Source organism: Pseudomonas sp. H1_G08, assembly GCF_054681355.1.
This window is the reverse complement of sequence record NZ_CP162822.1, coordinates 5,740,494-5,764,746: the sequence shown is the minus strand read 5'-3', so window position 1 is coordinate 5,764,746 and position 24,253 is coordinate 5,740,494. Positions and strand designations below refer to the sequence as shown.

Below are 24,253 nucleotides of genomic sequence, written 5' to 3'. Positions count from 1 at the left end.
GCTCCCATGGCAAAAAAACTGCGAAAAGCTGAGGCCAGCCGCGTTGAATGAAGGGTGATGCAGGGTTTCAGAGCAGCACCACGTCATATTGTTCCTGGGAATACATGGTTTCCACCTGGAAGCGTATGGTGCGACCGATGAAGCCTTCAAGCTCGGCGACGTTACCGGACTCTTCATCGAGCAGACGATCGACCACCTTCTGGTTGGCCAGCACCCGGTAACCCTCGGCCTGATAGGCCCGCGCCTCGCGGAGAATCTCGCGGAAGATCTCGTAACAGATGGTTTCGGCGGTTTTCAGTTTGCCCCGTCCCTGGCAACTGCTGCACGGTTCGCACAGTACCTGCTCAAGGCTTTCGCGGGTGCGCTTGCGGGTCATCTGCACCAGGCCCAACTCGGTGATGCCGATGATGTTGGTCTTGGCGTGGTCGCGCTCCAGCTGTTTCTCCAGAGTGCGCAGGACCTGACGCTGGTGCTCTTCATCTTCCATGTCGATGAAGTCGATGATGATGATCCCGCCGAGATTGCGCAGGCGCATCTGCCGGGCGATCGCCGTGGCCGCTTCGAGATTGGTCTTGAAAATGGTTTCTTCGAGGTTGCGATGACCGACGAACGCCCCGGTGTTGACGTCGATGGTGGTCATGGCTTCCGCCGGATCGATCACCAGATAGCCGCCAGACTTCAGCGGCACCTTGCGCTCCAGCGCGCGCTGGATTTCGTCTTCGACACCGTACAGATCGAAGATCGGTCGTTCACCCGGGTAGTGTTCCAGACGATCAGCGATTTCCGGCATCAGTTCGGCGACGAATTGCGTGGTTTTCTGGAAGGTTTCCCGCGAGTCGATGCGAATTTTCTCGATCTTCGGATTGACCAGGTCACGCAGGGTGCGCAGGGCCAGGCCGAGGTCTTCGTAGATCACGCTCGGCGCGGCGATGGTCTTGATCTGCTCGTTGATCTGGTCCCAGAGGCGCCGCAGGTAACGGATGTCCATGAGGATTTCATCAGCGCCCGCGCCTTCCGCGGCCGTGCGCAGAATGAAACCGCCGGCCTCCTTGATGCCTTCTTTGGCCACGCAATCACTGACCACCTGCTTGAGGCGCTCGCGCTCGGCTTCGTCTTCGATCTTCAGGGAAATGCCGACATGAGCGGTGCGCGGCATGTACACCAGATAACGCGAAGGGATCGACAGTTGTGTGGTCAGGCGTGCGCCTTTGGAGCCGATCGGGTCTTTGGTGACTTGCACCACCAGACTTTGGCCTTCGTGCACCAGCGAACTGATGCTTTCCACCGCCGGGCCTTCACGCAGGGAGATTTCGGCGGCGTGAATGAAAGCCGCACGATCGAGGCCGATGTCAACAAATGCCGCCTGCATGCCCGGCAGGACGCGAACGATCTTGCCTTTATAGATGTTGCCGACGATCCCGCGTTTCTGCGTGCGCTCGACGTGGACTTCTTGCAGCACACCGTTTTCGACCACCGCCACGCGCGATTCCATCGGCGTGATGTTGATCAGAATCTCTTCACTCATGGCAGGATCTCGTTCAGGCATGTTCACGATAGTGGCCGCATCTGGATTCGTACGACGCTCAGGGCGTGTTCAGGTTTTGCCAACAGGGTATGCCGAAATGGCCCAACACCTCGCAGGTTTCGCACAACGGCAAGCCGACCACCGCCGAGTAGCTGCCTTCGAGCCCGGCGACAAACACCGCACCCAGGCCCTGAATGCCATAGCCGCCGGCCTTGTCGCGCGGTTCGCCACTGGCCCAGTAGGCAGCGGCCTCATCGCGGCTGATGGTGCGGAAACGCACGCGACTGCGCACCACCCGCGACTCGCAGCGCTCGCCTTCAAGCACGGCGATGGCGGTCAGCACTTCGTGTTCGTTGCCGGACAACATCATCAGCATGGCGCATGCATCGGCTTCGTCCACCGGTTTGCCAAGTATTTTGCCGTCGAGCACCACTGCGGTGTCGGCGCCAAGCACGCAGAACGGCTGATCAGAGACGACCGAACAGCGACCGGCCTCAGCCTTGCCACGCGCAAGGCGTTCGACATAGGCCGAAGGGGACTCTTCAGGAAGCGGGGTTTCGTCGATGTCCGCGCTGATGGCGGAGAACTGCACGCCGATCTGCGTGAGCAATTCACGGCGACGCGGTGAGCCGGAGGCGAGGTAAAGCAGTTTCATCAAAACATCTCCCTGTTCAGTGCCCTGCTTCACCGGCTCAATAGATTCTGTAGCGTCGGCACATCCCGCGAAGGGCGAAGCTGACCCACGGCCAGAGCAAGGCACTGACCAGCGCCGGCAAGACCAGCGCCAGGGTTGGCTGACGGTTGCCGGTCAGAGCGCTCAGCCACAGTTGCGCCAACTGTGCGAGGCCGAAGATCACCAGGATCACCAGGCACTGCTGCCACATCGGGAACATGCGCAGACGCTGCTGCAACGACAACACGAGGAAAGTAATCAGGGTCAGGATCAGCGCGTTCTGCCCGAGCAGGTCGCCCTGCAGGACATCTTCGGCCAGTCCCAGACAGAAGGCGGTGACCATGCCGACGGTGTGCGGCATGTACAGCGCCCAGAAGGTCACGAGCAAGGCCAGCCACAGCGGGCGAAGGATTTCCATGAAGATCGGCAACGGTGAAACGCTGAGCAGGATGCCGACGAAGAACGTCAGCCAGATCATCCAGCTGTTTCCGGATTTTTTCGCGCCGACCATTATTCTCGTCCCCCGGTAGTCGCTGGCGGTTTTGCCGGTGGTTTGCTCGCGGCCGGCGGTTTGGCAGCGGCCGGAGCGGCAGCGGGCGGTTTGCTCGCGGCAGGCTTGGCAGGCGTGGTGGCAGGCGCCGCTGCTTCAGCGGCCGGCGCTGCGGTAGCGGTCGACGGCGTGGCAGGCATGATCAACGGTTTCGGCACGCTGGCCGGCAACATCGGGCCGCCGCCGTGGGCATCGAGCTGTTCCTGCGCCTGGGCGGCGTCATTGGCGCGTTCCTCGGCGGTGCGGCTGTCGCTGAACACCAGCAGCAGGTAGCGGCTGCGGTTCAGGGCGGCGGTAGGTACCGCACGGACAATGGCAAACGGTTGGCCGGAATCGTGGATGACTTCCTTGACCGTGGCCACCGGATAACCAGCGGGGAATCGCTGGCCGAGGCCGGAGCTGACCAGCAGGTCGCCCTCTTTGATGTCCGCCGTGTCGGCGACATGACGCAATTCCAGGCGCTCAGGGTTGCCGGTGCCACTTGCAATCGCGCGCAGACCGTTACGATTCACCTGCACCGGAATGCTATGGGTGGTGTCGGTCAGCAGCAGAACGCGCGAGGTGTACGGCATCAATTCGACCACCTGGCCCATCAGCCCGCGTGCATCGAGCACCGGTTGGCCGAGCACCACGCCGTCGCGCTCACCTTTGTTGATGATGATGCGATGGGTGAAGGGGTTGGGGTCCATGCCGATCAACTCGGCCACTTCGACCTTTTCATTGACCAGTGCGGAGGAGTTGAGCAACTCGCGCAGCCGAACGTTCTGCTCGGTCAGGGCCGCGAGCTTTTGCATGCGTCCCTGCAACAGCAGGTTTTCGGTCTTGAGTTTTTCGTTTTCGGCGACGAGCTCGGTGCGGCTGCCGAACTGACTGGCGACCCCTTCCCATAAGCGGCCGGGCAGGTCAGTGATCCAGTAGGCATCCATGAGCACCAGCGACGCTTGCTTGCGCGCGGGCTTGAGCAGGTCGAAACGTGCATCGACCACCATCAGCGCGACCGCGAGCACGGCCAGCACCAACAGGCGCACGCCCAACGAAGGGCCTTTGGTGAAAAGCGGTTTAATAAGCCGCTCCTCCCAGGCAAATGTTCTGTTTATTCATACGGCATCAAACCGGCCTGGATGAAGACTGACAGAAGATAAACGCCAACAGGCAGCACTGCAAAGTGCTGCCTGTGCGCTCACCCACGTATTGCATTCGAAGCTTATTCGCTCGAAAGCAGATCCATGGTGTGCTTATCCATCATTTCCAGCGCACGGCCACCGCCGCGAGCAACGCAAGTCAGCGGATCTTCGGCAACGATCACCGGCAGACCGGTTTCCTGGGCCAGCAACTTGTCGAGGTCACGCAGCAGCGCGCCACCACCGGTCAGCACCAGGCCACGCTCGGCGATGTCGGAAGCCAGTTCCGGCGGCGATTGCTCCAGCGCGCTTTTCACCGCCTGAACGATGGTTGCCAGCGACTCTTGCAGAGCCTCGAGCACTTCGTTCGAGTTCAGGGTGAATGCGCGTGGAACGCCTTCGGCCAGGTTGCGACCGCGAACATCGACTTCGCGCACTTCGCCGCCCGGGTAGGCCGTACCGATTTCCTGCTTGATGCGCTCGGCGGTGGATTCACCGATCAGGCTGCCGTAGTTGCGGCGCACGTAGGTGATGATCGCTTCGTCGAAACGGTCGCCGCCGACACGTACGGATTCGGCGTAAACCACACCGTTCAGGGAGATCAGGGCGATCTCGGTGGTACCACCACCGATATCCACGACCATCGAACCGCGCGCTTCTTCAACCGGCAGACCGGCACCGATCGCAGCAGCCATCGGCTCTTCGATCAGGAACACTTCACGGGCACCGGCGCCAAGGGCCGATTCACGGATGGCGCGACGCTCAACCTGGGTGGACTTGCATGGAACGCAGATCAGCACACGAGGGCTGGGCTGCAGGAAACTGTTTTCGTGAACCTTGTTGATAAAGTACTGCAGCATCTTTTCGCAGACGCTGAAGTCGGCGATCACGCCATCCTTCATCGGACGAATGGCAGCAATGTTGCCCGGCGTACGGCCGAGCATGCGCTTGGCCTCGGTGCCGACAGCAACGACACTTTTCTGGTTACCGTGTGTCCGAATGGCCACAACCGATGGCTCATTCAGGACGATACCGCGCTCGCGCACGTAAATAAGGGTGTTGGCAGTGCCCAGGTCAATGGAAAGATCGCTGGAAAACATGCCACGCAGTTTCTTGAACATGGGAAAGGGACCCTAGGCAACGCGTGGGTAAAAAAGTGCGGCAAACTCTAACAACGACAGGGATTTTGGGCAAGGCGCCAATATGTTAAATTGGCCGCTTTTCTGTGCACCAAGCCCCACAATCGCGGCCTTATGACCGTAGAAGTGCGGTAGTGTTCCGACAATCTAACACACGGACGCCGTCCGTTCTGTTTTCCACTGGAGAATCCCGATGGCGCTAGAACGCTCCGACGTGGAAAAAATCGCGCATCTGGCCTGCCTTGGCCTCAACGATGCCGATCTTCCGCACATTACTTCCGCCCTCAACAGCATTCTCGGGCTGGTCGACGAAATGCAGGCCGTTGATACCGACGGTATCGAGCCGCTGGCCCACCCCCTGGAAGCCAGTCAGCGCCTGCGCGCCGACGTGGTGACCGAGACGAATAATCGCGAGGCCTACCAGTCCATCGCACCAGCGGTCGAAAACGGCCTGTATCTGGTTCCGAAAGTCATCGACTAAAGGGAAAGAGCCTGCAATGCATCAAATGACTCTGGCCGAGATCGCCCGCGATCTCGCCGATAAAAAGTTTTCCTCCGAAGAGCTGACCAAAGTCCTGCTGGCGCGTATTACCCAGCTCGACCCGCAGCTCAACAGTTTCATCAGCCTCACCGAGGATCTGGCCATCGAGCAGGCGAAAGCCGCCGATGCACGCCGGGCCAATGGTGAGAGCGGCGCCCTGCTCGGCGCGCCGATCGCCCACAAAGACCTGTTCTGCACCCTGGGCATCCGCACCAGCTGCGGCTCGAAGATGCTCGACAACTTCAAAGCTCCGTATGACGCCACTGTCGTTGCGAAACTGGCAGCTGCCGGCGCCGTGACCCTGGGCAAGACCAACATGGACGAATTCGCCATGGGTTCGGCCAACGAGTCGAGCTGGTACGGCGCAGTGAAAAACCCGTGGAACCTGGAACACGTGCCGGGCGGTTCGTCCGGTGGTTCCGCCGCCGCCGTGGCCGCTCGCCTGCTGCCTGCCGCCACCGCAACCGACACCGGCGGCTCGATCCGTCAGCCGGCGGCGTTCACCAACCTCACCGGCCTGAAGCCGACCTACGGTCGCGTTTCGCGCTGGGGCATGATTGCCTACGCTTCCAGCCTCGATCAGGGCGGCCCGTTGGCACGCACGGCCGAAGACTGCGCGATTCTGCTGCAAGGCATGGCCGGCTTCGACCCGAACGACTCCACCAGCATCGATGAGCCGGTTCCGGATTACTCCGCCAGCCTCGGCGATTCGCTGCAAGGCCTGCGCATCGGCGTGCCGAAGGAATACTTCAGCGCCGGTCTAGACCCGCGCATTGCCGAGCTGATCCAGAACAGCATCCAGCAGTTGCAGAAGCTCGGTGCGGTGATCAAGGAAATCAGCCTGCCGAACATGCAGCACGCCATTCCTGCGTACTACGTGATCGCCCCGGCAGAAGCGTCTTCCAACCTGTCGCGTTTCGACGGCGTGCGTTTCGGCCATCGCTGCGAAAACCCGGAAAACCTTATCGACCTGTACAAGCGCTCCCGTGGCGAAGGCTTCGGCGCGGAAGTACAGCGCCGGATCATGGTCGGTGCCTACGCGCTGTCCGCCGGTTACTACGACGCCTACTACCTGAAAGCGCAGAAGATCCGTCGTCTGGTGAAGAACGATTTCATGGCTGCGTTCAATGAAGTCGACATCATCCTCGGCCCGACAACGCCGAACCCGGCCTGGAAGCTTGGCGCGAAGAACAGCGACCCGGTCGCTGCCTATCTGGAAGACGTCTACACCATCACCGCCAACCTCGCCGGCCTGCCGGGCCTGTCGATGCCGGCCGGTTTTGTCGACGGTCTGCCGGTGGGCGTGCAGTTGCTCGCGCCGTACTTCCAGGAAGGCCGCCTGTTGAACGTTGCCCACCAGTATCAGCTCAACACTGACTGGCACACCCGCACCCCAACCGGCTTCTGAGGAGACACACATGCAATGGGAAGTCGTGATCGGGCTGGAGATTCACACTCAGCTCACCACCCGGTCGAAAATCTTTTCCGGTAGTTCCACCACATTCGGTTCCGAGCCGAACACCCAGGCCAGCCTGATCGACCTGGGCATGCCCGGCGTGCTGCCGGTGCTCAACCAGGAAGCGGTGCGCATGGCGGTGATGTTCGGTCTGGCGATTGACGCCGAGATCGGCCAGCACAACGTGTTCGCCCGGAAAAACTATTTCTACCCGGATCTGCCCAAGGGCTACCAGATCAGCCAGATGGAATTGCCGATCGTTGGCAAAGGGCACCTGGACATCGCCCTGGAAGACGGTACGGTCAAACGAGTCGGCATCACCCGCGCGCACCTGGAAGAAGATGCCGGCAAGAGCCTGCACGAAGAATTCAACGGTGCCACCGGCATCGACCTGAACCGTGCCGGCACGCCGCTGCTGGAAATCGTTTCCGAACCGGACATGCGCAGCGCCAAGGAAGCCGTGGCTTACGTCAAGGCGATCCACGCGCTGGTGCGTTACCTGGGCATCTGCGACGGCAACATGGCCGAAGGCTCGCTGCGTTGCGACTGCAACGTCTCGGTACGACCGAAAGGCCAGGTCGAGTTCGGCACTCGCTGCGAGATCAAGAACGTCAACTCGTTCCGTTTCATCGAGAAGGCGATCAACTCCGAGATCCAGCGCCAGATCGAGCTGATCGAAGACGGCGGCAAAGTGATCCAGCAGACCCGCCTGTACGATCCGAACAAGGACGAGACCCGTCCGATGCGTTCGAAAGAGGAAGCCAACGACTACCGTTACTTCCCCGATCCGGACCTGCTGCCGGTGGTCATCGAAGAGTCGTTCCTCGGTGAAGTGCGTGCCACCCTGCCGGAACTGCCACCGCAAAAGCGCGAGCGCTTCCAGAGCCAGTTCGGTCTGTCGGCTTACGACGCCAACGTGCTGGCCACCAGCCGTGAACAGGCGGATTACTTCGAGAAAGTCGCAGCCATCGGTGGCGACGCGAAACTGGCGGCGAACTGGGTGATGGTCGAGTTGGGCAGCCTGCTCAACAAGCAGGGCCTGGACATCGAAGACTCGCCAGTCTCCGCCGAGCAACTGGGCGGCATGCTGCAGCGCATCAAGGACAACACCATCTCCGGCAAGATCGCCAAGGTGGTGTTCGAAGCGATGGCCAATGGTGAAGGCAGTGCTGACGAGATCATCGAGAAGCGCGGCCTCAAGCAAGTCACCGACACCGGCGCGATCTCGGCCGTGCTCGACGAAATGCTCGCGGCCAACGCCGAACAGGTCGAACAGTACCGCGCGGCAGACGAAGCCAAACGCGGCAAGATGTTCGGCTTCTTCGTCGGCCAGGCCATGAAAGCCTCGAAAGGCAAGGCCAACCCGCAGCAGGTGAACGAACTGCTGAAAAGCAAGCTCGAAGGCTGACCACCAATGGAGCCAGATCCAAAGCCTGGCTCCATCCCCTGTGGAAGGGACCTGTGGCGAGGGGATTTATCCCCGTTGGGCCGCGAAGCGGCCCCAATTGCTGAGCTTGATTTGCACCAGATAAACCGAGTTCTCAGTTTTGGGACTGCTGCGCAGTCCAACGGGGATAAATCCCCTCGCCACAGGTCACTCCTACATTTGATCCGGGATACCTTTGAATGAAGCGTCTGTTGCTGAGCAGCGCCCTGCTCTCTCTGCTGGCCGGTTGCGCCAGTACCGACACCATCGACCCGCACGGTTATGACCAGACCGGCGTCGCCTCCTATTACGGAGCCAGGCATCACGGTAAACGCACCGCCAGCGGCGAAGCGTTCAACCAGCATTCCCTGACTGCCGCCCACCGCCAGTTGCCGTTCGGCACGCGGGTGAAGGTCACCAATCTGAAAAACGATGAATCAGTCGTGGTCCGCATCAATGACCGTGGCCCGCACACCCGTGGCCGACTGATCGATCTGTCACGCGAGGCCGCCGATGAGATCGGCATGCTGCGCAGCGGCACCGCACGGGTTCGCGTGCAGGCCCTGGACTGATGGAGCGCCGACCATTTTCGGACTAGCCGATCTGCCGCTGATCAACGTCATCGAACTGCTCAGCGGCCTGTGTCTTTTGCTCATCGGCGCCGAGCTGATGGTGCGCGCCGCCGTGCGTCTGGCCGAGCGCCTGCATGTGCGTCCGTTGATCATCGGCCTGACCATCGTCGCCCTCGGCAGCAGCGCGCCGCAGATGACCGTGAGCCTGCAAGCGGCGTTGACCGACAACCCCGACATCGCCGTCGGCAGCGTGGTCGGCAGCGGCATATTCAATATCCTCGTAACCCTTGGCCTGTCGGCACTGATCATCCCGCTGCGCGTGTCGCGGCAGTTGGTGCGCCTCGATATCCCGCTGATGATCGGCGCCAGCCTGCTGGTATTCATCCTCGCCTGGAATAAGGACCTCGGGCGTTTCGACGGCGTCCTGCTGCTCGGCGCTTTGGCGCTGTACCTCGGTTTGCTGTTGCGTCAGTCGCGACACTCGACCCGGCCCCATGGCGCACGACCACAGGATACGCAGCAATCCTGGTTGATCAGTGTGCTGATGACTTTCGCTGGCCTGGCCATGCTGGTGTTCGCCGGCCGTCTGCTGCTCGGCGCCGCCGTGGTCGTGGCCACCGACCTGGGCCTGTCGGAACGGGTCATCGGCCTGACCGTGGTTGCGGTCGGCACTTCGTTGCCGGAACTGGCGACGTCGCTGATCGCTGCGTTGCGCGGGCAGCGCGACATTGCCGTGGGCAACGTGATCGGCGCCAATCTGTTCAACCTGCTCGGGGTACTCGGGCTGACCGCGCTGCTCGCACCGACGCCGCTTTCCGTCTCCCCCAACGCGCTAGATTTTGACTTGCCGGTGATGCTCGGCGTCGCTGCGCTGTGCCTTCCGGTGTTTTACTCGGGCTACCGCGTGACCCGGGCCGAAGGCTTGCTGCTGCTCGGTTTGTATCTGGTCTACGGGCTGCACGTGGTGTCGTTCACCACTGGTATGCCGCTGGCCGGCAAACTCGAGCGCTTGATGCTGTTTTATGTCCTGCCGGCGCTGCTGACGTTTCTGCTGTTCACGTCGATCCGCGCCTGGCGTCGCCAACACCACAAGAGAGATGTGCCATGAGCGAGTCGAAGCAGTCCGGGGTTGAAATCCGTCGTCAGGTCATGGGCGATGCGTTCGTTGATCGCGCCTTGGGCAACGCCACCGAGTTCACCCAGCCGTTGCAGGATTTCGTCAATGAACACGCCTGGGGTGGCGTGTGGAATCGCGAAGGTTTGTCGCTGAAAACCCGCAGCCTGATTACCCTCGCCGCGCTGACCGCGTTGAAGTGTCCGCAGGAGTTGAAGGGCCACGTGCGCGGTGCGCTGAACAACGGCTGCACGGTGGAAGAGATTCGCGAAGCTCTGCTGCATTGCGCGGTGTATGCCGGCGTACCGGCGGCGATCGATGCGTTTCGCGCGGCGCAGGAAGTGATCGACAGTTATCAGAAACCGCAATGACCGCCTTCGCGAGCAGGCTCGCTCCCACAGTTGGAATGCGTTTCCCTGTGGGAGCGAGCCTGCTCGCGAAGAGGCCCTGACAGACACTGCAAATCCTTGGTCAGATCCACCCACCCCACTGCAACACAAAGATCCCGACATTGGTGGTAATAGCCGCCATCAACGTGGTCATCACGATGATCGCCGCTGCCAGCTCATGATTGCCCTGCGCCGCCCGGGCCATGACGAAACTCGCCGCCGCCGTCGGGCTGCCAAAGTAGAGAAACAGAATCCCCAATTCCGCCCCGCGAAAGCCCCACAGCCATGCCCCCAGTGTCGCCAGCACCGGCAGACCGATCATCTTCACCAGGCTGGAACTGAGCGCCATGTTGCCGCTCTTGCGCAGCGCCGCCAGTGACAGCGTGCCGCCGATACAGATCAGCGCCAGTGGCAAAGTGGTCTGCGCCAGATACTGGCCGGAGGTCTCCAGCCAGCCCGGCAGTCCGATCTTGAAATAGGCAAACGGCGCCGCCGAAATCACGCTGATGATCAGCGGGTTGCTGAACACGCTTTTGCAGATGCTCCAAGGATCGGACTTGATCACCGGGCTGTACACCGCCAGCACGATGGTCGACAGGGTGTTGTAGAACAGGATCACCAGCGCCGCGAGAATTGCCCCGAGGGAAATGCCGTAATCGCCGTACATGCTCGCGGCGAGCGCCAGGCCTATCACGCCGTTGTTGCCGCGAAACGCACCCTGGGTGTAGATGCCGCGATCTTCCCGCGGACACTTGAAAATCGCCCAGCCCCAGGCCACGGCGAAACTCACCAGGGTGGCGAGGGAAAAGTAGATGAGTAGCGAAGGTTGCAGTGCGGCGTGCAGGTCAGCGTGGAGAATGCCGAGAAACAGCAGCGCCGGCATGGTCACGTAGAACACCAGCGACGAGGCGGTGTGGATGAAGTTGTCGTTGATCCAGTCGATGCGCTTGAGCAGCACGCCGAGAAACAGCATGGCAAACACCGGCGCGGTGATGTTCAGGGTTTCAAGAAAGATTGCCAGCATGCCGGAGAGCCTTGGGTGAGCTTAGTCAGGGGGGCAATGATAAAGCAAAAGCCCCTCACCCTAGCCCTCTCCCAAAGGGAGAGGGAACCGATCGGGGGATATTTAAACAATCCACCGACCTGAAATGACATCGTCGAATCCATAATCGACCCGATTTGTCAGGTCGATGTATAGCGCCAAACAACTCGGTCGGCCCCCTCTCCCTCCGGGAGAGGGCTGGGGTGAGGGGCTTTTGATCTTCCATGAAACGATCAGGTAATCGGCGCCGGGTTGAACAAGGTGATGTCGTTGTGCAGCTTGTGTTTCTCCGCCCAGGTCTGTTGCTTGCCACTGGCAACATCCAGGTAATAGTGAAACAACTCCCAGCCGAGTTCTTCGATGGTCGCGCGCCCGGTGGCAATGCGTCCGGCATCAATGTCGATCAGGTCCGGCCAGCGCTGCGCCAGTTCAGTCCGCGTCGAAACCTTGACCACCGGCGCCATGGCCAGCCCGTAAGGCGTGCCGCGACCGGTGGTGAACACGTGCAGGTTCATCCCTGCTGCCAGTTGCAACGTCCCGCAGACAAAATCGCTGGCCGGCGTCGCGCAGAAAATCAGGCCCTTGTGCTTGAAACGCTCGCCCGGGCCGAGCACGCCATTGATCGCGCTGCTGCCGGACTTGACGATCGAGCCCAGCGACTTCTCGACAATGTTCGACAACCCGCCCTTCTTGTTGCCCGGCGTGGTGTTGGCGCTGCGATCGGCCTCGCCCTTGGCCAAGTAACGGTCGTACCAGTCCATCTCGCGCACCAGCTCTTCGGCGACGGTTTGCGTTTGCGCCCGTGAGGTCAGCAGGTAGATCGCATCGCGCACTTCGGTGACTTCGGAAAACATCACCGTCGCCCCGGCACGCAGCAGCAAATCCGAGGCATAACCCAGCGCCGGGTTGGCGGTGATGCCGGAAAACGCATCGCTGCCGCCGCACTGCATACCGAGAATCAGCTCGGAGGCCGGCACGGTTTCGCGGCGGCGCTGGTCGAGTTTCTTCAAACGCACTTCAGCCAGTTCCATGATCTGCTCGATCATTTCGGTGAAGCCGTGACTGGAATCCTGCAAGCGGTACAGCCACGGATCGCTGAGATCCACCGAGGCATCGTCCTCGTGCATCACCTGCCCGGCCTGCAATTTCTCGCAGCCCAGACCGATCACCAGCGCCTCGCCGCCCAGGTTCGGGTTGCGCGCCAGATTGCGCACGGTACGAATCGGGATGTAGGCGTCGGTCGCGGTAATCGCCACACCGCAGCCATAACTGTGGGTCAGCGCCACCACGTCATCGACGTGCGGGTACTTCGGCAACAACTCTTCCTTGATGCGCTTGACCGCATGATCGAGCACGCCGGTGACGCACTGCACGGTGGTGGTGATGCCGAGAATGTTGCGCGTGCCGACGGTGCCGTCGGCGTTGCGATAACCCTCGAACGTGAAGCCTTCCAGCGGTGCCTGCGCATCCGGCACATCGGTGGACAGCGGCAAGCTGTCCAGCGGCGGCGCGGTCGGCATGCGCAGTTGATCTTCCTTGACCCAACTGCCGCGACGGATCGGCTGCAACGCATAGCCGATAATCTGCCCGTAACGAATCACCGGGCCGCCCTCAGGAATATCCTCCAGAGTGACCTTGTGGCTCTGCGGTACGAAATCCAAGGTGACCAGGCCATCGGCAAACTCGGTACCGGCCGGTACGCCCTGATCGTTGACCACCACTACAACGTTGTCCCGCTCGTGCAGGCGGATGTAGCGCGGCGAGTCGGAATGTTCAATCAACTGCATGACGCCGCTCCTCAGGAATGCGCTTGAGACAAATTGCCGGTGGCTTCATTGCCGCCCTTGGCTGGCGGCTCTTTCAAGACCACACGCTTGATCGGGCCGACGATCACCAGATAGCTGAACACTGCGACCAGTGCGTTGGCACCGACAAACACCAGCGCCCACTTGAACGAACCGGTGGAGCTGATGATGTAGCCGATGACGATCGGCGTGGTGATCGAAGCGATGTTGCCGAAGGTGTTGAACAGGCCCCCGCTCAGACCGGCGATCTGTTTCGGCGAAGTGTCGGAAACCACCGCCCAGCCCAGTGCGCCAACGCCTTTGCCGAAGAATGCCAGAGCCATGAAGCCCACCACCATCCATTCCACATCAACATAGTTGCACGCGACGATGCTGCTCGACACCAGCAGGCCGGCGATGATCGGCGCCTTGCGGGCGAAGGTCAGCGAATGGCCCTTGCGCAGCAGGTAATCGGAAATCACCCCGCCGAGCACGCCGCCGATAAAGCCGCAAATGGCCGGCAACGAAGCGATGAAACCGGCCTTGAGAATGGTCATGCCACGCTCTTGCACCAGATACACCGGGAACCAGGTCAGGAAGAAGTAGGTGATGCCGTTGATGCAGTACTGGCCCAGATACACGCCAAGCATCATGCGGTTGGTCAGCAACTGACGGATGTAATCCCACTTCGGACCGTCGGACTTCTTGCCCTTCTGATCCATGTCGACCATGCCGCCGTTGTCAGCGATGTGCTTGAACTCGGCCTCGTTGACGCGTGGGTGTTCGCGCGGGCTGTAGATGACTTTCAGCCACACCAGCGAGAACACGATACCGAGGATACCCATGACGATGAACACGTGCTCCCAGCCGAAGCTGTAGACGATCCAGCCCATCAACGGCGCGAACAGCACGGTGGCAAAGTATTGCGCCGAGTTGAAGATCGCCGAAGCGGTACCGCGTTCAGCGGTCGGGAACCACGCCGCCACGATGCGCGCGTTGCCAGGGAACGATGGCGCTTCGGCCAAGCCCACGAGGAAGCGCAGCATGAACAGCGCAACCACTGCCGTGGACATGCCGAATTCACCGACAAAGCCTTGCAGCACGGTGAACAGCGACCAGGTGAAAATGCTCAGGGCATAGACTTTTTTCGAGCCGAAACGATCGAGCAGCCAGCCACCGGGAATTTGCCCGGCGACGTAGGCCCAACCGAATGCGGAGAAGATGTAGCCGAGGGTGACGGCGTCAATGCCAAGGTCCTTTTGCAGGCTGGAGCCGGCAATGGCGATCGTGGCACGGTCGGCGTAGTTGATCGTGGTCACCAGAAACAGCATGAGCAGGATCAAATAGCGGACGTGAGTCGGCTTGGAGGATTGCATGCAGATGTACTCCCACTGATTATTTTTATGCGGGTAAAACATTCTTTGGTCTTGTGCCGCGCAGGGCCTCAGGCGATGGCCCGGCGCGGATGCAGCGGGGTTACGATCCGATGTAACTGGTCTTCACGACCGTGTAGAACTCTTGTGCATAGCGGCCCTGCTCACGGGAGCCGTAGGACGAACCTTTACGCCCGCCGAACGGTACGTGGTAATCCACACCGGCGGTCGGCAGGTTGACCATCACCATCCCGGCCTGGGAGTGGCGCTTGAAGTGGTTGGCGTACTTCAGCGAGGTGGTGGCGATGCCGGCCGACAAGCCGAATTCGGTGTCGTTGGCCATTGCCAGCGCAGCTTCGTAATCGGCCACGCGGACAATGTTGGCCACCGGGCCGAAGATCTCTTCGCGGCTGATGCGCATCGACGCTTCGCTGTCGGCGAACAGCGTTGGCGCGAGGAAGTAGCCCTCGGTGTCGCATGTCACCACACCGCCGCCGCTGACCAGACGTGCACCTTCGGACTGGCCGATGTCGATGTACTTCATGTCCTGTTCCAGCTGCGCCTGGGAGACCACCGGACCGATGTCGGTGCCGGCCTTCAGCGCGTGGCCGACCTTGATCGACTTCATGCGCTCGGCCATCGCTTCAACGAACTTGTCGTGAATGCCGGCGGTGACGATCAGACGGCTCGATGCTGTGCAGCGCTGGCCGGTGGAGTAGAACGCGCTCTGCACCGACAGCTCGACCGCTTGCTTGAGGTCGGCGTCGTCGAGAATGATCTGCGGGTTCTTGCCGCCCATTTCCAGCTGCACCTTGGCCTGGCGCGAAACGCAGTTGACGGCGATCTGGCGGCCAACGCCCACCGAACCGGTGAAGCTGATGCCGTCGACTTTCGGGCTGTTGACCAACGCCTCGCCAACCACGCGACCGCTGCCCATTACCAGGTTGAACACACCGGCCGGGAAGCCCGCGCGGGAGATGATTTCGGCCAGCGCCCAGGCGCAGCCCGGCACCAGATCGGCAGGCTTGAGCACGACGCAGTTGCCGTAGGCCAGGGCCGGAGCGATTTTCCACGCCGGGATGGCGATCGGGAAGTTCCACGGCGTGATCAGACCGACCACGCCCAGGGCTTCGCGAGTGACCTCGACGTTGACGCCCGGGCGTACCGACGGCACGTAGTCACCGGACAGACGCAGGCATTCACCGGCGAAGAACTTGAAAATGTTGCCGGCGCGGGTCACTTCACCGATCGCCTCCGGCAGGGTCTTGCCTTCTTCACGGGCCAGCAGGGTGCCAAGCTCTTCGCGACGGGCGAGAATTTCCGTGCCGACTTTATCCAGCGAATCGTGACGAGCCTGGATGCCCGACGTGGAGTACGCCGGGAACGCAGCGCGAGCAGCGTCGATGGCGGCGTTGACCTGGGTCAGGTCAGCCTTGGCGTAATCGCCGATGGTGTCACTGAGTTCGGACGGGTTGATGTTGGCCGAGTAATCGGCACCGGCGACCCATTCGCCATTGATGTAGTTGTCGTAGCGTTTTGCAGTTGTCACAGGGCAGCCCTCAACTCTAAAAGCCTTCACGCAAAAAGCCGCTGATTGCTCAGCGGCCTCGCTTCTCTCGCTTATTGCGCGCCTTGCTTGTCGATCAGCGCGGCGAGCATTTCGTACTCTTCGCCGGTCAGGTCGGTCAGCGGCGCACGCACCGGACCTGCGTCATAGCCGGCGATTTTTGCACCTGCCTTGACGATACTCACCGCGTAACCGGCCTTGCGGTTGCGGATGTCCAGGTACGGCAGGAAGAAGTCGTCGATGATCTTGCCGACGGTGGCGTGATCTTCGCGAGCGATCGCGTGGTAGAAGTCCATCGCGGTTTTCGGGATGAAGTTGAACACCGCCGAGGAGTACACCGGCACGCCCAACGCCTTGTAGGCAGCGGCGTAGACTTCGGCGGTCGGCAGACCACCCAGGTAGCTGAAGCGATCACCGAGGCGGCGACGGATCGACACCATCAACTCGATATCGCCCAGGCCATCCTTGTAGCCGATCAGGTTCGGGCAGCGCTCGGCCAGACGTTCCAGCAGCGGCGCGGTGAGACGGCAAACGTTGCGGTTGTAGACGACCACGCCGATCTTCACCGATTTGCACACGGCTTCAACGTGGGCGGCAACACCGTCCTGGCTCGCTTCGGTCAGGTAGTGCGGCAGCAGCAGCAGACCTTTGGCGCCCAGACGCTCGGCCTCCTGAGCGTATTCGATGGCCTGGCGGGTCGAACCACCGACGCCGGCGAGGATTGGCACGCTGGTCGCGCAGGTATCGACGGCAGTCTTGATGATTTCCGAGTATTCGCTGGCGGCCAGGGAGAAGAACTCACCGGTGCCACCGGCGGCGAACAGAGCCGAAGCGCCATACGGAGCCAGCCATTCCAGGCGTTTGATGTAGCCCGCGCGGTTGAAATCGCCCTGCGCGTTGAAATCGGTCACCGGGAAAGACAGCAGGCCGGCAGAGAGGATGGACTTCAGTTCTTGTGGATTCATTATTCGAACACCCTGGTAGCAACGTTTTATTGTGAGTGGACCGTTCAGCCTTCGCCGAAGTTGTAGGTCATCGTACAACTTAAAAAATAACCGTCAACTGCATTTCATCGTTGGCAGGGCTTTTTTGTCGGACAAGATTGGCTTTTGCGCTTTATGAAATGGCTACAAGGCTCGCGCTTGACGCGTTCGAGGGCTGAAATATCTGGTCTGGATTCGTTTAATTCTGAGGCGACCTGCGGCTCGTAAAGTACGTCGACTGCCACGAAGGATCGTGGCGGACCACACAAAGGAAGCCGCTATGTCGATGCATTTTGCCGCCCCCACCCTCACCCACGTCGCCCCTGCGCAAGACGATTGCGTGACGCTTCAGCTCTCGCAATTGCCGGACATCCTCACCGTGCAGGTCCCGGATTCCAGCGATTTCGCAGCAAACTGGAGCGTCTACGCGGTCCTCGGCAGCGATGCCGAGGAACCTGAATGGGAAGGTGATGAGGTGGACACTGGCGCTTGGGACGACGCCGAGGATGAAATGGAAAAGTTGCTCGACATCGAGGTGCAGCTGCCCAAAGAGGCGCTGCAACCTTACCTGAACCGCGAGGTGGAGTTGCGCTACAAATTTCGTGACGAGTCGAGCATGGAGCCGTATTCGCTGCCGCTGCGATTGCGCATAGAGGCGTAAGACTCAGCTTCGCTGCGCCTGCGCCTCTTCATGGGCCTGGCGCAGTCTTTCACGGCTGTTGGTCAAATGCAGACGCATCGCCGCACGCGCTGCATCGGAATCCTGACGGGCAATCGCGTCGTAGATTTCTTCGTGCTCGCGGCTCAGGCGGCTCATGTAGTGCTGTTGATCATCGTGGGCCAGCCGCGCCGAGTTCAGCCGCGTACGTGGAATGATGCTGGTGCCCAGGTGCGTCATGATGTCGGTGAAGTAGCGGTTGCCGGTGGACAGGGCAATTTCCAGGTGGAAAGCGAAGTCCGACGACACCGCATCGCTGGCATGGGAGGCGCTTTCGTTCAAGGCGTCGAGGGCGGCGCGCATGGTTGCCAGTTGTTCGGGGCTGCGGCGTTGCGCGGCAAGGCCGGCGGATTCGACTTCGAGGCTGATGCGCAATTCGAGAATCGCCAGCACGTCACGCAGGGTGACAACGGTGGCCGGATCAATGCGGAAACCGCTCGGGCTCGGCGTATCGAGAACAAAGGTGCCGATGCCGTGGCGGGTTTCTACCTGGCCGGCGGCCTGCAGACGGGAAATTGCCTCGCGGACCACGGTGCGGCTGACGCCATGGGCTTCCATGATCGCCGACTCGGTGGGCAACTTGTCGCCACGCTTGAGCAGGCCATCGCGGATCTGCTCGCTCAACACCGTCACCAATTCCTGGGCGAGGCTGCGGCGCTTGCGGGGGAGGCGCGGGGTGTCGATCAGCTTTTCCATGGTCTGCATCTTGTCTCGAAAGTTCGGCTTGGCGCCATCATAGCTCAAGCGGGTTGTACGATCACCGGGCAGATCACATTGCCCCACTGTGGGAGCGAGCCTGCTCGCGAAAGCGGTGGTTCAGACGACAGATTCGTCGACCGATATGACCCCTTCGCGAGCAGGCTCGCTCCCACAGGTGGGTGTTCAGACAGTTATGGCCTGTTCGACCAGACGACCGCTGTCGATCCGCACATGCCGTGGATGGAATCGTTTCAAACTGCTTCGGTGACCGACGCTGACAATGCTCAGCCCCGGAATCTCATCGATCAACGCCTGATACAAGGTCGCCTCGTCTTCTTCATCCATCGCCGAAGTAGCCTCGTCCATGTACAGCCATTGCGGTGCGTAGAGAAGCGCGCGGGCGAAGGCCAGGCGTTGTTGCTCGCCCGGTGAAAGCATGCGCTGCCAGTGATTGGCTTCATCCAGCCGCCCGACCAGGTGTGGCAGACGGCAGGTTTCCAGCACCTGTGCATAACGTTCCGGCGCGTAGGTGTCGCCCGGTTGTGGATAACTCAACGCTTCACGCAATGTGCCGATCGGCAGATAAGGCTTCTGCGGCAGGAACAGATAACGCGCCGCCGGCAAACGAATATTGCCGTGCCCCGCCGGCCACAAATGCCCCATCGCTCGCAGCAGTGTCGACTTGCCGCTGCCGGACCGCCCGCTGAGCATCACGCGCTCACCCGGTTCAACGGTCATGTCAGCGTCGGTCAGCAGGTGACGACCATCGGCCAGATCGAGGCCGAGGTTGTGCACCTGCAACTCACTGCCCTGGTTCTGCACGTCGATGGCCGGGGTGCGTTGTTCGTTGTCGCTCATGGCCTGACGGAAACTCAGCAAACGATCACAGGTGGCGCGCCACGCGGCGAGATCCGAGTAGGCGGTGATGAACCAGCTGAAATTCTCCTGCACGTTGCCGAACGCCGAGTTGATTTGCATCAGCTCGCCCAGTTCGATCTTGCCGGACAGATAGCGCGGTGCGGCGACGACAAACGGGAAAATGATTGCGATCTGCCCGTAGCCGGAGGTGAAGAACGTCAGGCGCTTGGACACGCGCATGATGTCCCAGAAATTGTGCCAGACCAGTCCGAAGCGATTGCTCAAGCGGCGGTTTTCATTGGGTTCGCCGTTGTACAAGGCGATGCTTTCCGCATTCTCACGCACGCGCACCATGGAAAAACGCAGGTCTGCTTCGAAGCGTTGTTGCTTGTTGTTCAGACCGATCAGACGGCGACCGATCAAATGCGTCAGCCAACTGCCGACCGCCGCGTACAACAGTGCGCACCAGAACATGTAGCCGGGAATCTCGATGCCGAACACTTCAATACTGCCCGACACGCCCCACAAAATGATCGAGAACGACACCAGACTGACAATCGTGCGCAGCAGCCCGAGGCCCAGGCTCAGGGTGTTGGCGGTGTAAGTGTTGAGGTCTTCGGAAATCCGCTGATCGGGGTTATCGGTATAACCGCCCTGCTCCAGCTGGTAGTAATTCTTGTGGTCCAGCCAGCGCTTGAAGTGCTTTTCGGTCAGCCACGCCCGCCAGCGGATCGTCAGCATCTGCGTCAGATACAACCGATACACCGCACCGAGAATCGCCACCGTCGCGATGCCGCAGAAATACAGGATCAACTGCCAGAACGCGGCTTCATCCTTTCTCTGCAAAGCGTTGTAGAAATCCTTGTACCAACTGTTGATCCACACCGAGATCGCTACGCTGAACAGCGTCAGCGCAATTACGGCAATCAGCAACGTCCAGGCCTTGCCCTTCTCTTCGCTGCGCCAGTAAGGCGTGGTCATCGCCCAGACCTTGCGAAAAAACTGCCCGCGCACAGCATCGTTGACCGCGGAATATTCAGCGTTCTGATTCATGGATAAGGCTCGATAGTAAAAAGAACGGACACGCGCCGATCATAGATGATCGGCGCGATTCATCGCGAGGGCTGGCGATAGTCGTTCAGCGCAGGTTCAGCGACGCACCGGGCGCTTCTGCAGTTTGCGCTGCAAGGTGCGGCGGTGCATGCCCAGCGCGCGGGCCGTGGCGGAAATATTGCCTTCGTGCTCGGTGAGCACGCGCTGGATGTGCTCCCATTGCAGACGATCGACCGACATCGGGTTTTCCGGCACCAGACTGTCGAGATCGGCGTGCTCAGACAGCAGCGCGGCCAGCACGTCGTCGGCATCGGCGGGTTTGCACAGGTAGTTGCAGGCGCCACGCTTGATCGCCTCGACTGCCGTGGCAATGCTCGAATAACCGGTGAGGATCACCACGCGCATTTCCGGATCGAGTTCCAGCAGCTTGGGCAGCAGGACCAGACCGGAGTCGCCGTCCATTTTCAGGTCCAGCGCGGCGTAATCAGGCAGATCGGCCTGGGCGATGGTCAGGCCTTCTTCAGCGGAACCGGCAGTGCTGACGCGAAAGCCGCGACGGGCCATGGCGCGGGCCATGACGCGGGTGAAGGTCGCGTCGTCGTCGACCAGCAGCAGATGCGGCAGTTCTTCGCCTTCGACTTGGATTTCGTCACTCATGTTGGTCTCCTCGGGCGCCGTGGGGCAGGCGCAGCTCGGTGAGCGTGCCGCCTTCCTCATGACTATAGAGTTTCACTGAGCCGCCGGCGCGTGTCACGCTGGCCTTGCTCAAAAACAGGCCCAGGCCGAAACCTTTGCCCTTGGTGGTAAAAAACGGCTTGCCGATCTGCTCGGCGATGGCCAGCGGCACACCGGCGCCGTGGTCGCGAATGCTGATGGTCAAAGTCTCTGCGTCCCAGTCGAGGGTCACCTGGAGATTTTCCGGGCAGGCGTCGGCTGCATTGTTGAGCAGATTCAGCAAGGCCTGGGTCAGATCCGGCGGCGGCGCCATGCGCGGCACCGCCCCCTGACCGAGACGCTGGAAGCGGTAACTGGCTTCCGGGCGCATCAGGTGCCAGCGGTTCAGCGCTTCGTCGAGCCAGTCGGTAACGTCCTGCATCTCCACCGCCAGACGCCGGTTGGCCTCGGCGGCACGGACCAGTTGCTGCAAGGTTTCCTTGCACAGCTTGACCTGATCCTGCAGCACTTTCAGATCGTCCTGCAGCAACGCATCGGGGTGGTCCTGCTGCATTTCCTTGAGCAACACGCTCATGGTCGCCAGCGGCGTACCCAACTCATGCGCAGCCCCGGCGGCCTGGGTCGCAACGGCGAGCAGCTGCTGATCACGCAGCCCTTCCTCCCGACGAATCGCCCGCAGCTCTTCCTGCCGACGCAGTTCTTCAGCCATGCGCGCGGCGAAGAAGGTGATCACCGCAGCGGCCAGGGCAAAGCTCAGCCACATGCCGTAGATCTGCAGATTCTCACGGGCGACCGGCAGGGTTTCCAGCGGATAGAAACGCGTCAGCATCAGCGTGTAAAGCGCCAGCGCGATGCCCGACAGAATGACCGAATAACGCCACGGCAAGGTCACCGCAGCGATGGTCAGCGGCACCAAGTAATAGGAAACGAAGGGGTTGGTCGAACCGCCGGAGAAATACAGCAGCGCACTGTGAATCACCAGATCGCAGGCCAGTTGCAGCGCGTATTCGAGCTCGGTCACCGGCCACGATGTGCGCAGGCGCACGGCAGTGAACACGCAGAGCAGAATCGAACAGCCCAGGGTCATCGCCAATTGCACCCACGGCAATGGCAACAATTGCAGCCAGTAGGCAAGGCCCACGGAACCGGCCTGCGCGGCGAGCACCAGGGTGCGGATGAAAGTCAGCCGCCAGAGGTTCTGGCGAGTGGCGGAAGTCAGTTGTACGGGGGCGAGCATGAGCTCTCCTGATGAGCGCTCCAGGCGGATCGCACGGAGTATAACCAACGCGCGGGGTTCAGAGGCGAAAGTGCGGCAAACGACCACATGGCGACGATGAAGAATTCATCTGAGTTGAAGAAAATTCCGAGGGCTATTGGAGATCATTGTGGCGAGGGGATTTATCCCCGCTGGGTGGCGGAGCCGCCCCAAATCATGCGACCTCATTTAACCAGACATACCGCATCAGCCGGATTTGCGACTGCTGCGCAGCCGAACGGGGATAAATCCCCTCGCCACAGAAGCACTCCCCACTGCGCGCAGGTATCTGTATAGAAGTTGTAACTGGGCGAACCGGATCACAGAAGTTAGAGTCTGATGGTTCACGCAGGCCGCGACCCATCACCTGCGCCTCATTCAAGGAGCCTTCATGCACACATTTCGCCGCAGCGCCGCCCTCCTCGCCCTGACCGTCGGCAGCGTCGCCAGCCTCCCGGCGCTGGCCGCCGATGAGCTGCACTACAACCAGATTTCCCTGCGCGCCGAAGTCAGCCAGGAAGTGGCCCGCGACCAGATGATCGTGACGCTCTACACCGAAGAGCAGAACACCGACCCGGCCAAACTCGCCGCCGCCATCAGCACCACCATGAACAAGGCCACCACCCAGGCCAAGCAAGTCAAAGACATCACCCTGCGTACGGGCAGCCGCAACAGCTACCCGATCTACGACACCAAAGGCCAGAAGATCACCGGCTGGCGCGAACGCGCCGAACTGCGCCTGGAAAGCACCGACTTCGCCGCCCTGTCCAAACTCACCGGCGAGTTGCTGACCGACCTGAAAATGGGCGGCATGGACTTCGCCATCGCCGACCCGACCCGCAAGGCCAGCGAAGACCAGTTGCTCAAAGAAGCCGTCACCGCCTTCAAGACCCGCGCCCAACTGGCCACCGACGCCCTGGGCGGCAAGGGCTACAAAATCGTCAACCTGAACCTCAACAGCAACGGTTACCCACAACCGTACCTGCGCGCGCCGATGATGATGAAAGCCGCGGCCATGGATTCCGCGCCAGTCACGCCGGAAGTCGAAGCCGGCACCAGCCAGGTCAGCATGACCGCCGATGGCTCGATTGAAGTGTTGATGCAGTGATTTGAGCTTGGCTGAATGAAGGACCGGCAATCAGCAAATGGTTGCCGGTTTTTTTGTGTCCGGGTTTTGTAGTGAAGGATCCACCGCTATCGCGAGCAGGCTCGCTCCCACAGGTTGAACGCATTTCCATGTGGGAGCGAGCCTGCTCGCGAAGAACGATGACGCGATCTCAAGCGTGCGGATCAACCCGATCCAGCGCCCGATTCACCGCCAGCTCCGCCAGCATGATGATCTGCTGAATTGCCAGCGCCGTATTACGCTGCGGCCTACCAAGCTGATCGGCGAAATCGCCGGCCAGGGTGTTGGCTGAAGCAAGGGACTCACAGGCGTGAGCCAGCAGGCTTTCGGTGTCGATGTCGGGCTGGATCAGAAACATCGTGCTGGGTGGATGGGGTTTGCCGGGTGGCGGGCAGAGATAGAAATCGAGGGCACGCTTGATGGCTTCGCGGTTCTTCGCGAGATCGTCGGCACGCAGCGCGGCTTCAAGGGGGTTGAGGTTTCTTCGGGTGGGTCGGGGACTGGTTTGCTCATGCGCTTCACCTATGAGGTTGAGCCATCTCGATGCCGTTTCTCACACGACGAAGAGGTGGCAGCTTTGTGCGGGGTGAGAAAACCGGTCATAGGCACCCGGC

General features: G+C 61.0%; 22 protein-coding genes and 1 pseudogene. 8 read left to right on the top strand and 15 right to left on the bottom strand.

Translation table 11 applies throughout. The features are described 5' to 3' along the window. Positions 1-67: 67 nt before the first annotated feature. From rng to mreB, 5 genes are all read right to left on the bottom strand, one after another. Positions 68-1,525 carry a ribonuclease G gene (rng, locus tag AB4N85_RS25955; RefSeq protein ID WP_016771696.1) on the bottom strand — a complete coding sequence of 486 codons (1,458 nt, stop codon included), beginning with the start codon at positions 1,523-1,525 and terminating at the stop codon, positions 68-70. 58 nt (positions 1,526-1,583) lie between these two features. Continuing rightward, positions 1,584-2,180, bottom strand: coding sequence for a Maf family protein (locus AB4N85_RS25950; RefSeq protein WP_150636098.1), 597 nt, complete (start codon positions 2,178-2,180; stop codon positions 1,584-1,586). Positions 2,181-2,217: 37 nt separating this feature from the next. Next, entirely contained in the window at positions 2,218-2,709 is a 492-nt protein-coding gene (gene mreD, locus AB4N85_RS25945) for a rod shape-determining protein MreD (protein ID WP_056782930.1), read from the bottom strand. Beyond that, complete coding sequence (gene mreC / locus AB4N85_RS25940; RefSeq protein WP_076565845.1) at positions 2,709-3,812, bottom strand: rod shape-determining protein MreC; 1,104 nt, start codon at positions 3,810-3,812, stop codon at positions 2,709-2,711. Before mreC ends, mreD begins: the two co-directional genes overlap by 1 nt. 140 nt (positions 3,813-3,952) lie before the next feature. Continuing rightward, a complete protein-coding gene (gene mreB, locus AB4N85_RS25935; RefSeq protein WP_002555108.1) occupies positions 3,953-4,990 on the bottom strand; it encodes a rod shape-determining protein MreB in 1,038 nt (345 codons plus the stop codon). 211 nt (positions 4,991-5,201) lie between these two features. On the opposite strand from mreB, the gene gatC reads away from it, so the two are divergent. The 6 genes from gatC (at position 5,202) to AB4N85_RS25905 (ending at position 10,488) form a co-directional block, all read left to right on the top strand. Further along, positions 5,202-5,489 (top strand): Asp-tRNA(Asn)/Glu-tRNA(Gln) amidotransferase subunit GatC, encoded by a 288-nt coding sequence (gatC, locus tag AB4N85_RS25930; protein WP_024011606.1) that lies wholly within the window; start codon positions 5,202-5,204, stop codon positions 5,487-5,489. A gap of 16 nt (positions 5,490-5,505) precedes the next feature. Continuing rightward, positions 5,506-6,957, top strand: a complete 1,452-nt coding sequence (gene gatA / locus AB4N85_RS25925; RefSeq protein ID WP_252868802.1) for an Asp-tRNA(Asn)/Glu-tRNA(Gln) amidotransferase subunit GatA — start codon at positions 5,506-5,508, stop codon at positions 6,955-6,957. 10 nt (positions 6,958-6,967) lie between these two features. Further along, entirely contained in the window at positions 6,968-8,413 is a 1,446-nt protein-coding gene (gatB, locus tag AB4N85_RS25920) for an Asp-tRNA(Asn)/Glu-tRNA(Gln) amidotransferase subunit GatB (protein WP_016771702.1), read from the top strand. Between the two features lie 218 nt (positions 8,414-8,631). Then, positions 8,632-9,003, top strand: coding sequence for a septal ring lytic transglycosylase RlpA family protein (locus AB4N85_RS25915; RefSeq protein ID WP_056782925.1), 372 nt, complete (start codon positions 8,632-8,634; stop codon positions 9,001-9,003). Between the two features lie 97 nt (positions 9,004-9,100). Further along, entirely contained in the window at positions 9,101-10,111 is a 1,011-nt protein-coding gene (locus AB4N85_RS25910) for a calcium/sodium antiporter (RefSeq protein WP_460068396.1), read from the top strand. Next, the gene (locus AB4N85_RS25905; protein ID WP_123443389.1) at positions 10,108-10,488 is read left to right on the top strand and encodes a carboxymuconolactone decarboxylase family protein; all 381 of its coding nucleotides are present in this window, start codon (positions 10,108-10,110) and stop codon (positions 10,486-10,488) included. The genes AB4N85_RS25910 and AB4N85_RS25905 overlap by 4 nt, the downstream gene beginning before the upstream one ends. Before the next feature lie 100 nt (positions 10,489-10,588). Here the strand turns inward: AB4N85_RS25905 and AB4N85_RS25900 are convergent, their stop codons facing one another. From AB4N85_RS25900 to kdgD, 5 genes are all read right to left on the bottom strand, one after another. Further along, complete coding sequence (locus AB4N85_RS25900) at positions 10,589-11,530, bottom strand: AEC family transporter (RefSeq protein WP_460066411.1); 942 nt, start codon at positions 11,528-11,530, stop codon at positions 10,589-10,591. 251 nt (positions 11,531-11,781) lie between these two features. Next, entirely contained in the window at positions 11,782-13,335 is a 1,554-nt protein-coding gene (gene garD / locus AB4N85_RS25895) for a galactarate dehydratase (RefSeq protein WP_016771706.1), read from the bottom strand. An 11-nt stretch (positions 13,336-13,346) separates the two neighbouring features. Continuing rightward, on the bottom strand, positions 13,347-14,708 hold the full coding sequence (locus tag AB4N85_RS25890) for an MFS transporter (protein ID WP_041477964.1): 1,362 nt from the start codon (positions 14,706-14,708) through the stop codon (positions 13,347-13,349). A gap of 100 nt (positions 14,709-14,808) precedes the next feature. Next, on the bottom strand, positions 14,809-16,254 hold the full coding sequence (locus tag AB4N85_RS25885; protein ID WP_016771707.1) for an aldehyde dehydrogenase family protein: 1,446 nt from the start codon (positions 16,252-16,254) through the stop codon (positions 14,809-14,811). Between the two features lie 71 nt (positions 16,255-16,325). Continuing rightward, positions 16,326-17,237: a 5-dehydro-4-deoxyglucarate dehydratase gene (gene kdgD / locus AB4N85_RS25880; protein WP_039759443.1), complete on the bottom strand. Its 912-nt coding sequence runs from the start codon at positions 17,235-17,237 to the stop codon at positions 16,326-16,328. 298 nt (positions 17,238-17,535) lie between these two features. Between kdgD and AB4N85_RS25875 the strand changes: the two genes are divergently transcribed. Next, on the top strand, positions 17,536-17,916 hold the full coding sequence (locus AB4N85_RS25875) for a hypothetical protein (protein ID WP_150636096.1): 381 nt from the start codon (positions 17,536-17,538) through the stop codon (positions 17,914-17,916). Positions 17,917-17,919: 3 nt separating this feature from the next. Here AB4N85_RS25875 and AB4N85_RS25870 read toward each other — a convergent pair whose 3' ends face one another. The 4 genes from AB4N85_RS25870 to AB4N85_RS25855 all read right to left on the bottom strand — a co-directional run bounded on the left by AB4N85_RS25870 (position 17,920) and on the right by AB4N85_RS25855 (position 22,495). After that, complete coding sequence (locus AB4N85_RS25870; protein ID WP_177327011.1) at positions 17,920-18,669, bottom strand: FadR/GntR family transcriptional regulator; 750 nt, start codon at positions 18,667-18,669, stop codon at positions 17,920-17,922. 186 nt (positions 18,670-18,855) lie between these two features. After that, positions 18,856-20,583 (bottom strand): ABC transporter ATP-binding protein/permease, encoded by a 1,728-nt coding sequence (locus AB4N85_RS25865; RefSeq protein ID WP_056782917.1) that lies wholly within the window; start codon positions 20,581-20,583, stop codon positions 18,856-18,858. Positions 20,584-20,679: 96 nt separating this feature from the next. Further along, complete coding sequence (locus AB4N85_RS25860; protein ID WP_003221630.1) at positions 20,680-21,240, bottom strand: response regulator transcription factor; 561 nt, start codon at positions 21,238-21,240, stop codon at positions 20,680-20,682. Next, positions 21,233-22,495, bottom strand: coding sequence for an ATP-binding protein (locus tag AB4N85_RS25855; protein WP_016771713.1), 1,263 nt, complete (start codon positions 22,493-22,495; stop codon positions 21,233-21,235). Before AB4N85_RS25855 ends, AB4N85_RS25860 begins: the two co-directional genes overlap by 8 nt. Before the next feature lie 409 nt (positions 22,496-22,904). On the opposite strand from AB4N85_RS25855, the gene AB4N85_RS25850 reads away from it, so the two are divergent. After that, positions 22,905-23,621: an SIMPL domain-containing protein gene (locus tag AB4N85_RS25850; protein WP_076565834.1), complete on the top strand. Its 717-nt coding sequence runs from the start codon at positions 22,905-22,907 to the stop codon at positions 23,619-23,621. A gap of 169 nt (positions 23,622-23,790) precedes the next feature. On the opposite strand, the pseudogene AB4N85_RS25845 reads toward AB4N85_RS25850, so the two are convergent. After that, positions 23,791-24,152, bottom strand: a pseudogene (locus tag AB4N85_RS25845) (DUF6124 family protein). Positions 24,153-24,253: the final 101 nt, after the last annotated feature.

Excerpts from the sequence above, each read along its gene's own strand:
- AB4N85_RS25875 (WP_150636096.1), top strand. The coding sequence starts at position 17,536 with ATGTCGATGCATTTTGCCGCCCCCACCCTCACCCACGTCGCCCCTGCG.
- AB4N85_RS25950 (WP_150636098.1), bottom strand. The coding sequence starts at position 2,180 with ATGAAACTGCTTTACCTCGCCTCCGGCTCACCGCGTCGCCGTGAATTG.
- kdgD (WP_039759443.1), bottom strand. The coding sequence starts at position 17,237 with ATGAATCCACAAGAACTGAAGTCCATCCTCTCTGCCGGCCTGCTGTCT.
- AB4N85_RS25855 (WP_016771713.1), bottom strand. The coding sequence starts at position 22,495 with ATGCTCGCCCCCGTACAACTGACTTCCGCCACTCGCCAGAACCTCTGG.
- gatA (WP_252868802.1), top strand. The coding sequence starts at position 5,506 with ATGCATCAAATGACTCTGGCCGAGATCGCCCGCGATCTCGCCGATAAA.
- AB4N85_RS25915 (WP_056782925.1), top strand. The coding sequence starts at position 8,632 with ATGAAGCGTCTGTTGCTGAGCAGCGCCCTGCTCTCTCTGCTGGCCGGT.
- AB4N85_RS25850 (WP_076565834.1), top strand. The coding sequence starts at position 22,905 with ATGCACACATTTCGCCGCAGCGCCGCCCTCCTCGCCCTGACCGTCGGC.
- AB4N85_RS25890 (WP_041477964.1), bottom strand. The coding sequence starts at position 14,708 with ATGCAATCCTCCAAGCCGACTCACGTCCGCTATTTGATCCTGCTCATG.
- AB4N85_RS25865 (WP_056782917.1), bottom strand. The coding sequence starts at position 20,583 with ATGAATCAGAACGCTGAATATTCCGCGGTCAACGATGCTGTGCGCGGG.
- rng (WP_016771696.1), bottom strand. The coding sequence starts at position 1,525 with ATGAGTGAAGAGATTCTGATCAACATCACGCCGATGGAATCGCGCGTG.
- AB4N85_RS25870 (WP_177327011.1), bottom strand. The coding sequence starts at position 18,669 with ATGGAAAAGCTGATCGACACCCCGCGCCTCCCCCGCAAGCGCCGCAGC.
- mreD (WP_056782930.1), bottom strand. The coding sequence starts at position 2,709 with ATGGTCGGCGCGAAAAAATCCGGAAACAGCTGGATGATCTGGCTGACG.
- gatC (WP_024011606.1), top strand. The coding sequence starts at position 5,202 with ATGGCGCTAGAACGCTCCGACGTGGAAAAAATCGCGCATCTGGCCTGC.
- AB4N85_RS25900 (WP_460066411.1), bottom strand. The coding sequence starts at position 11,530 with ATGCTGGCAATCTTTCTTGAAACCCTGAACATCACCGCGCCGGTGTTT.
- AB4N85_RS25860 (WP_003221630.1), bottom strand. The coding sequence starts at position 21,240 with ATGAGTGACGAAATCCAAGTCGAAGGCGAAGAACTGCCGCATCTGCTG.
- gatB (WP_016771702.1), top strand. The coding sequence starts at position 6,968 with ATGCAATGGGAAGTCGTGATCGGGCTGGAGATTCACACTCAGCTCACC.
- garD (WP_016771706.1), bottom strand. The coding sequence starts at position 13,335 with ATGCAGTTGATTGAACATTCCGACTCGCCGCGCTACATCCGCCTGCAC.
- mreB (WP_002555108.1), bottom strand. The coding sequence starts at position 4,990 with ATGTTCAAGAAACTGCGTGGCATGTTTTCCAGCGATCTTTCCATTGAC.
- AB4N85_RS25910 (WP_460068396.1), top strand. The coding sequence starts at position 9,101 with ATGGTGCGCGCCGCCGTGCGTCTGGCCGAGCGCCTGCATGTGCGTCCG.
- AB4N85_RS25905 (WP_123443389.1), top strand. The coding sequence starts at position 10,108 with ATGAGCGAGTCGAAGCAGTCCGGGGTTGAAATCCGTCGTCAGGTCATG.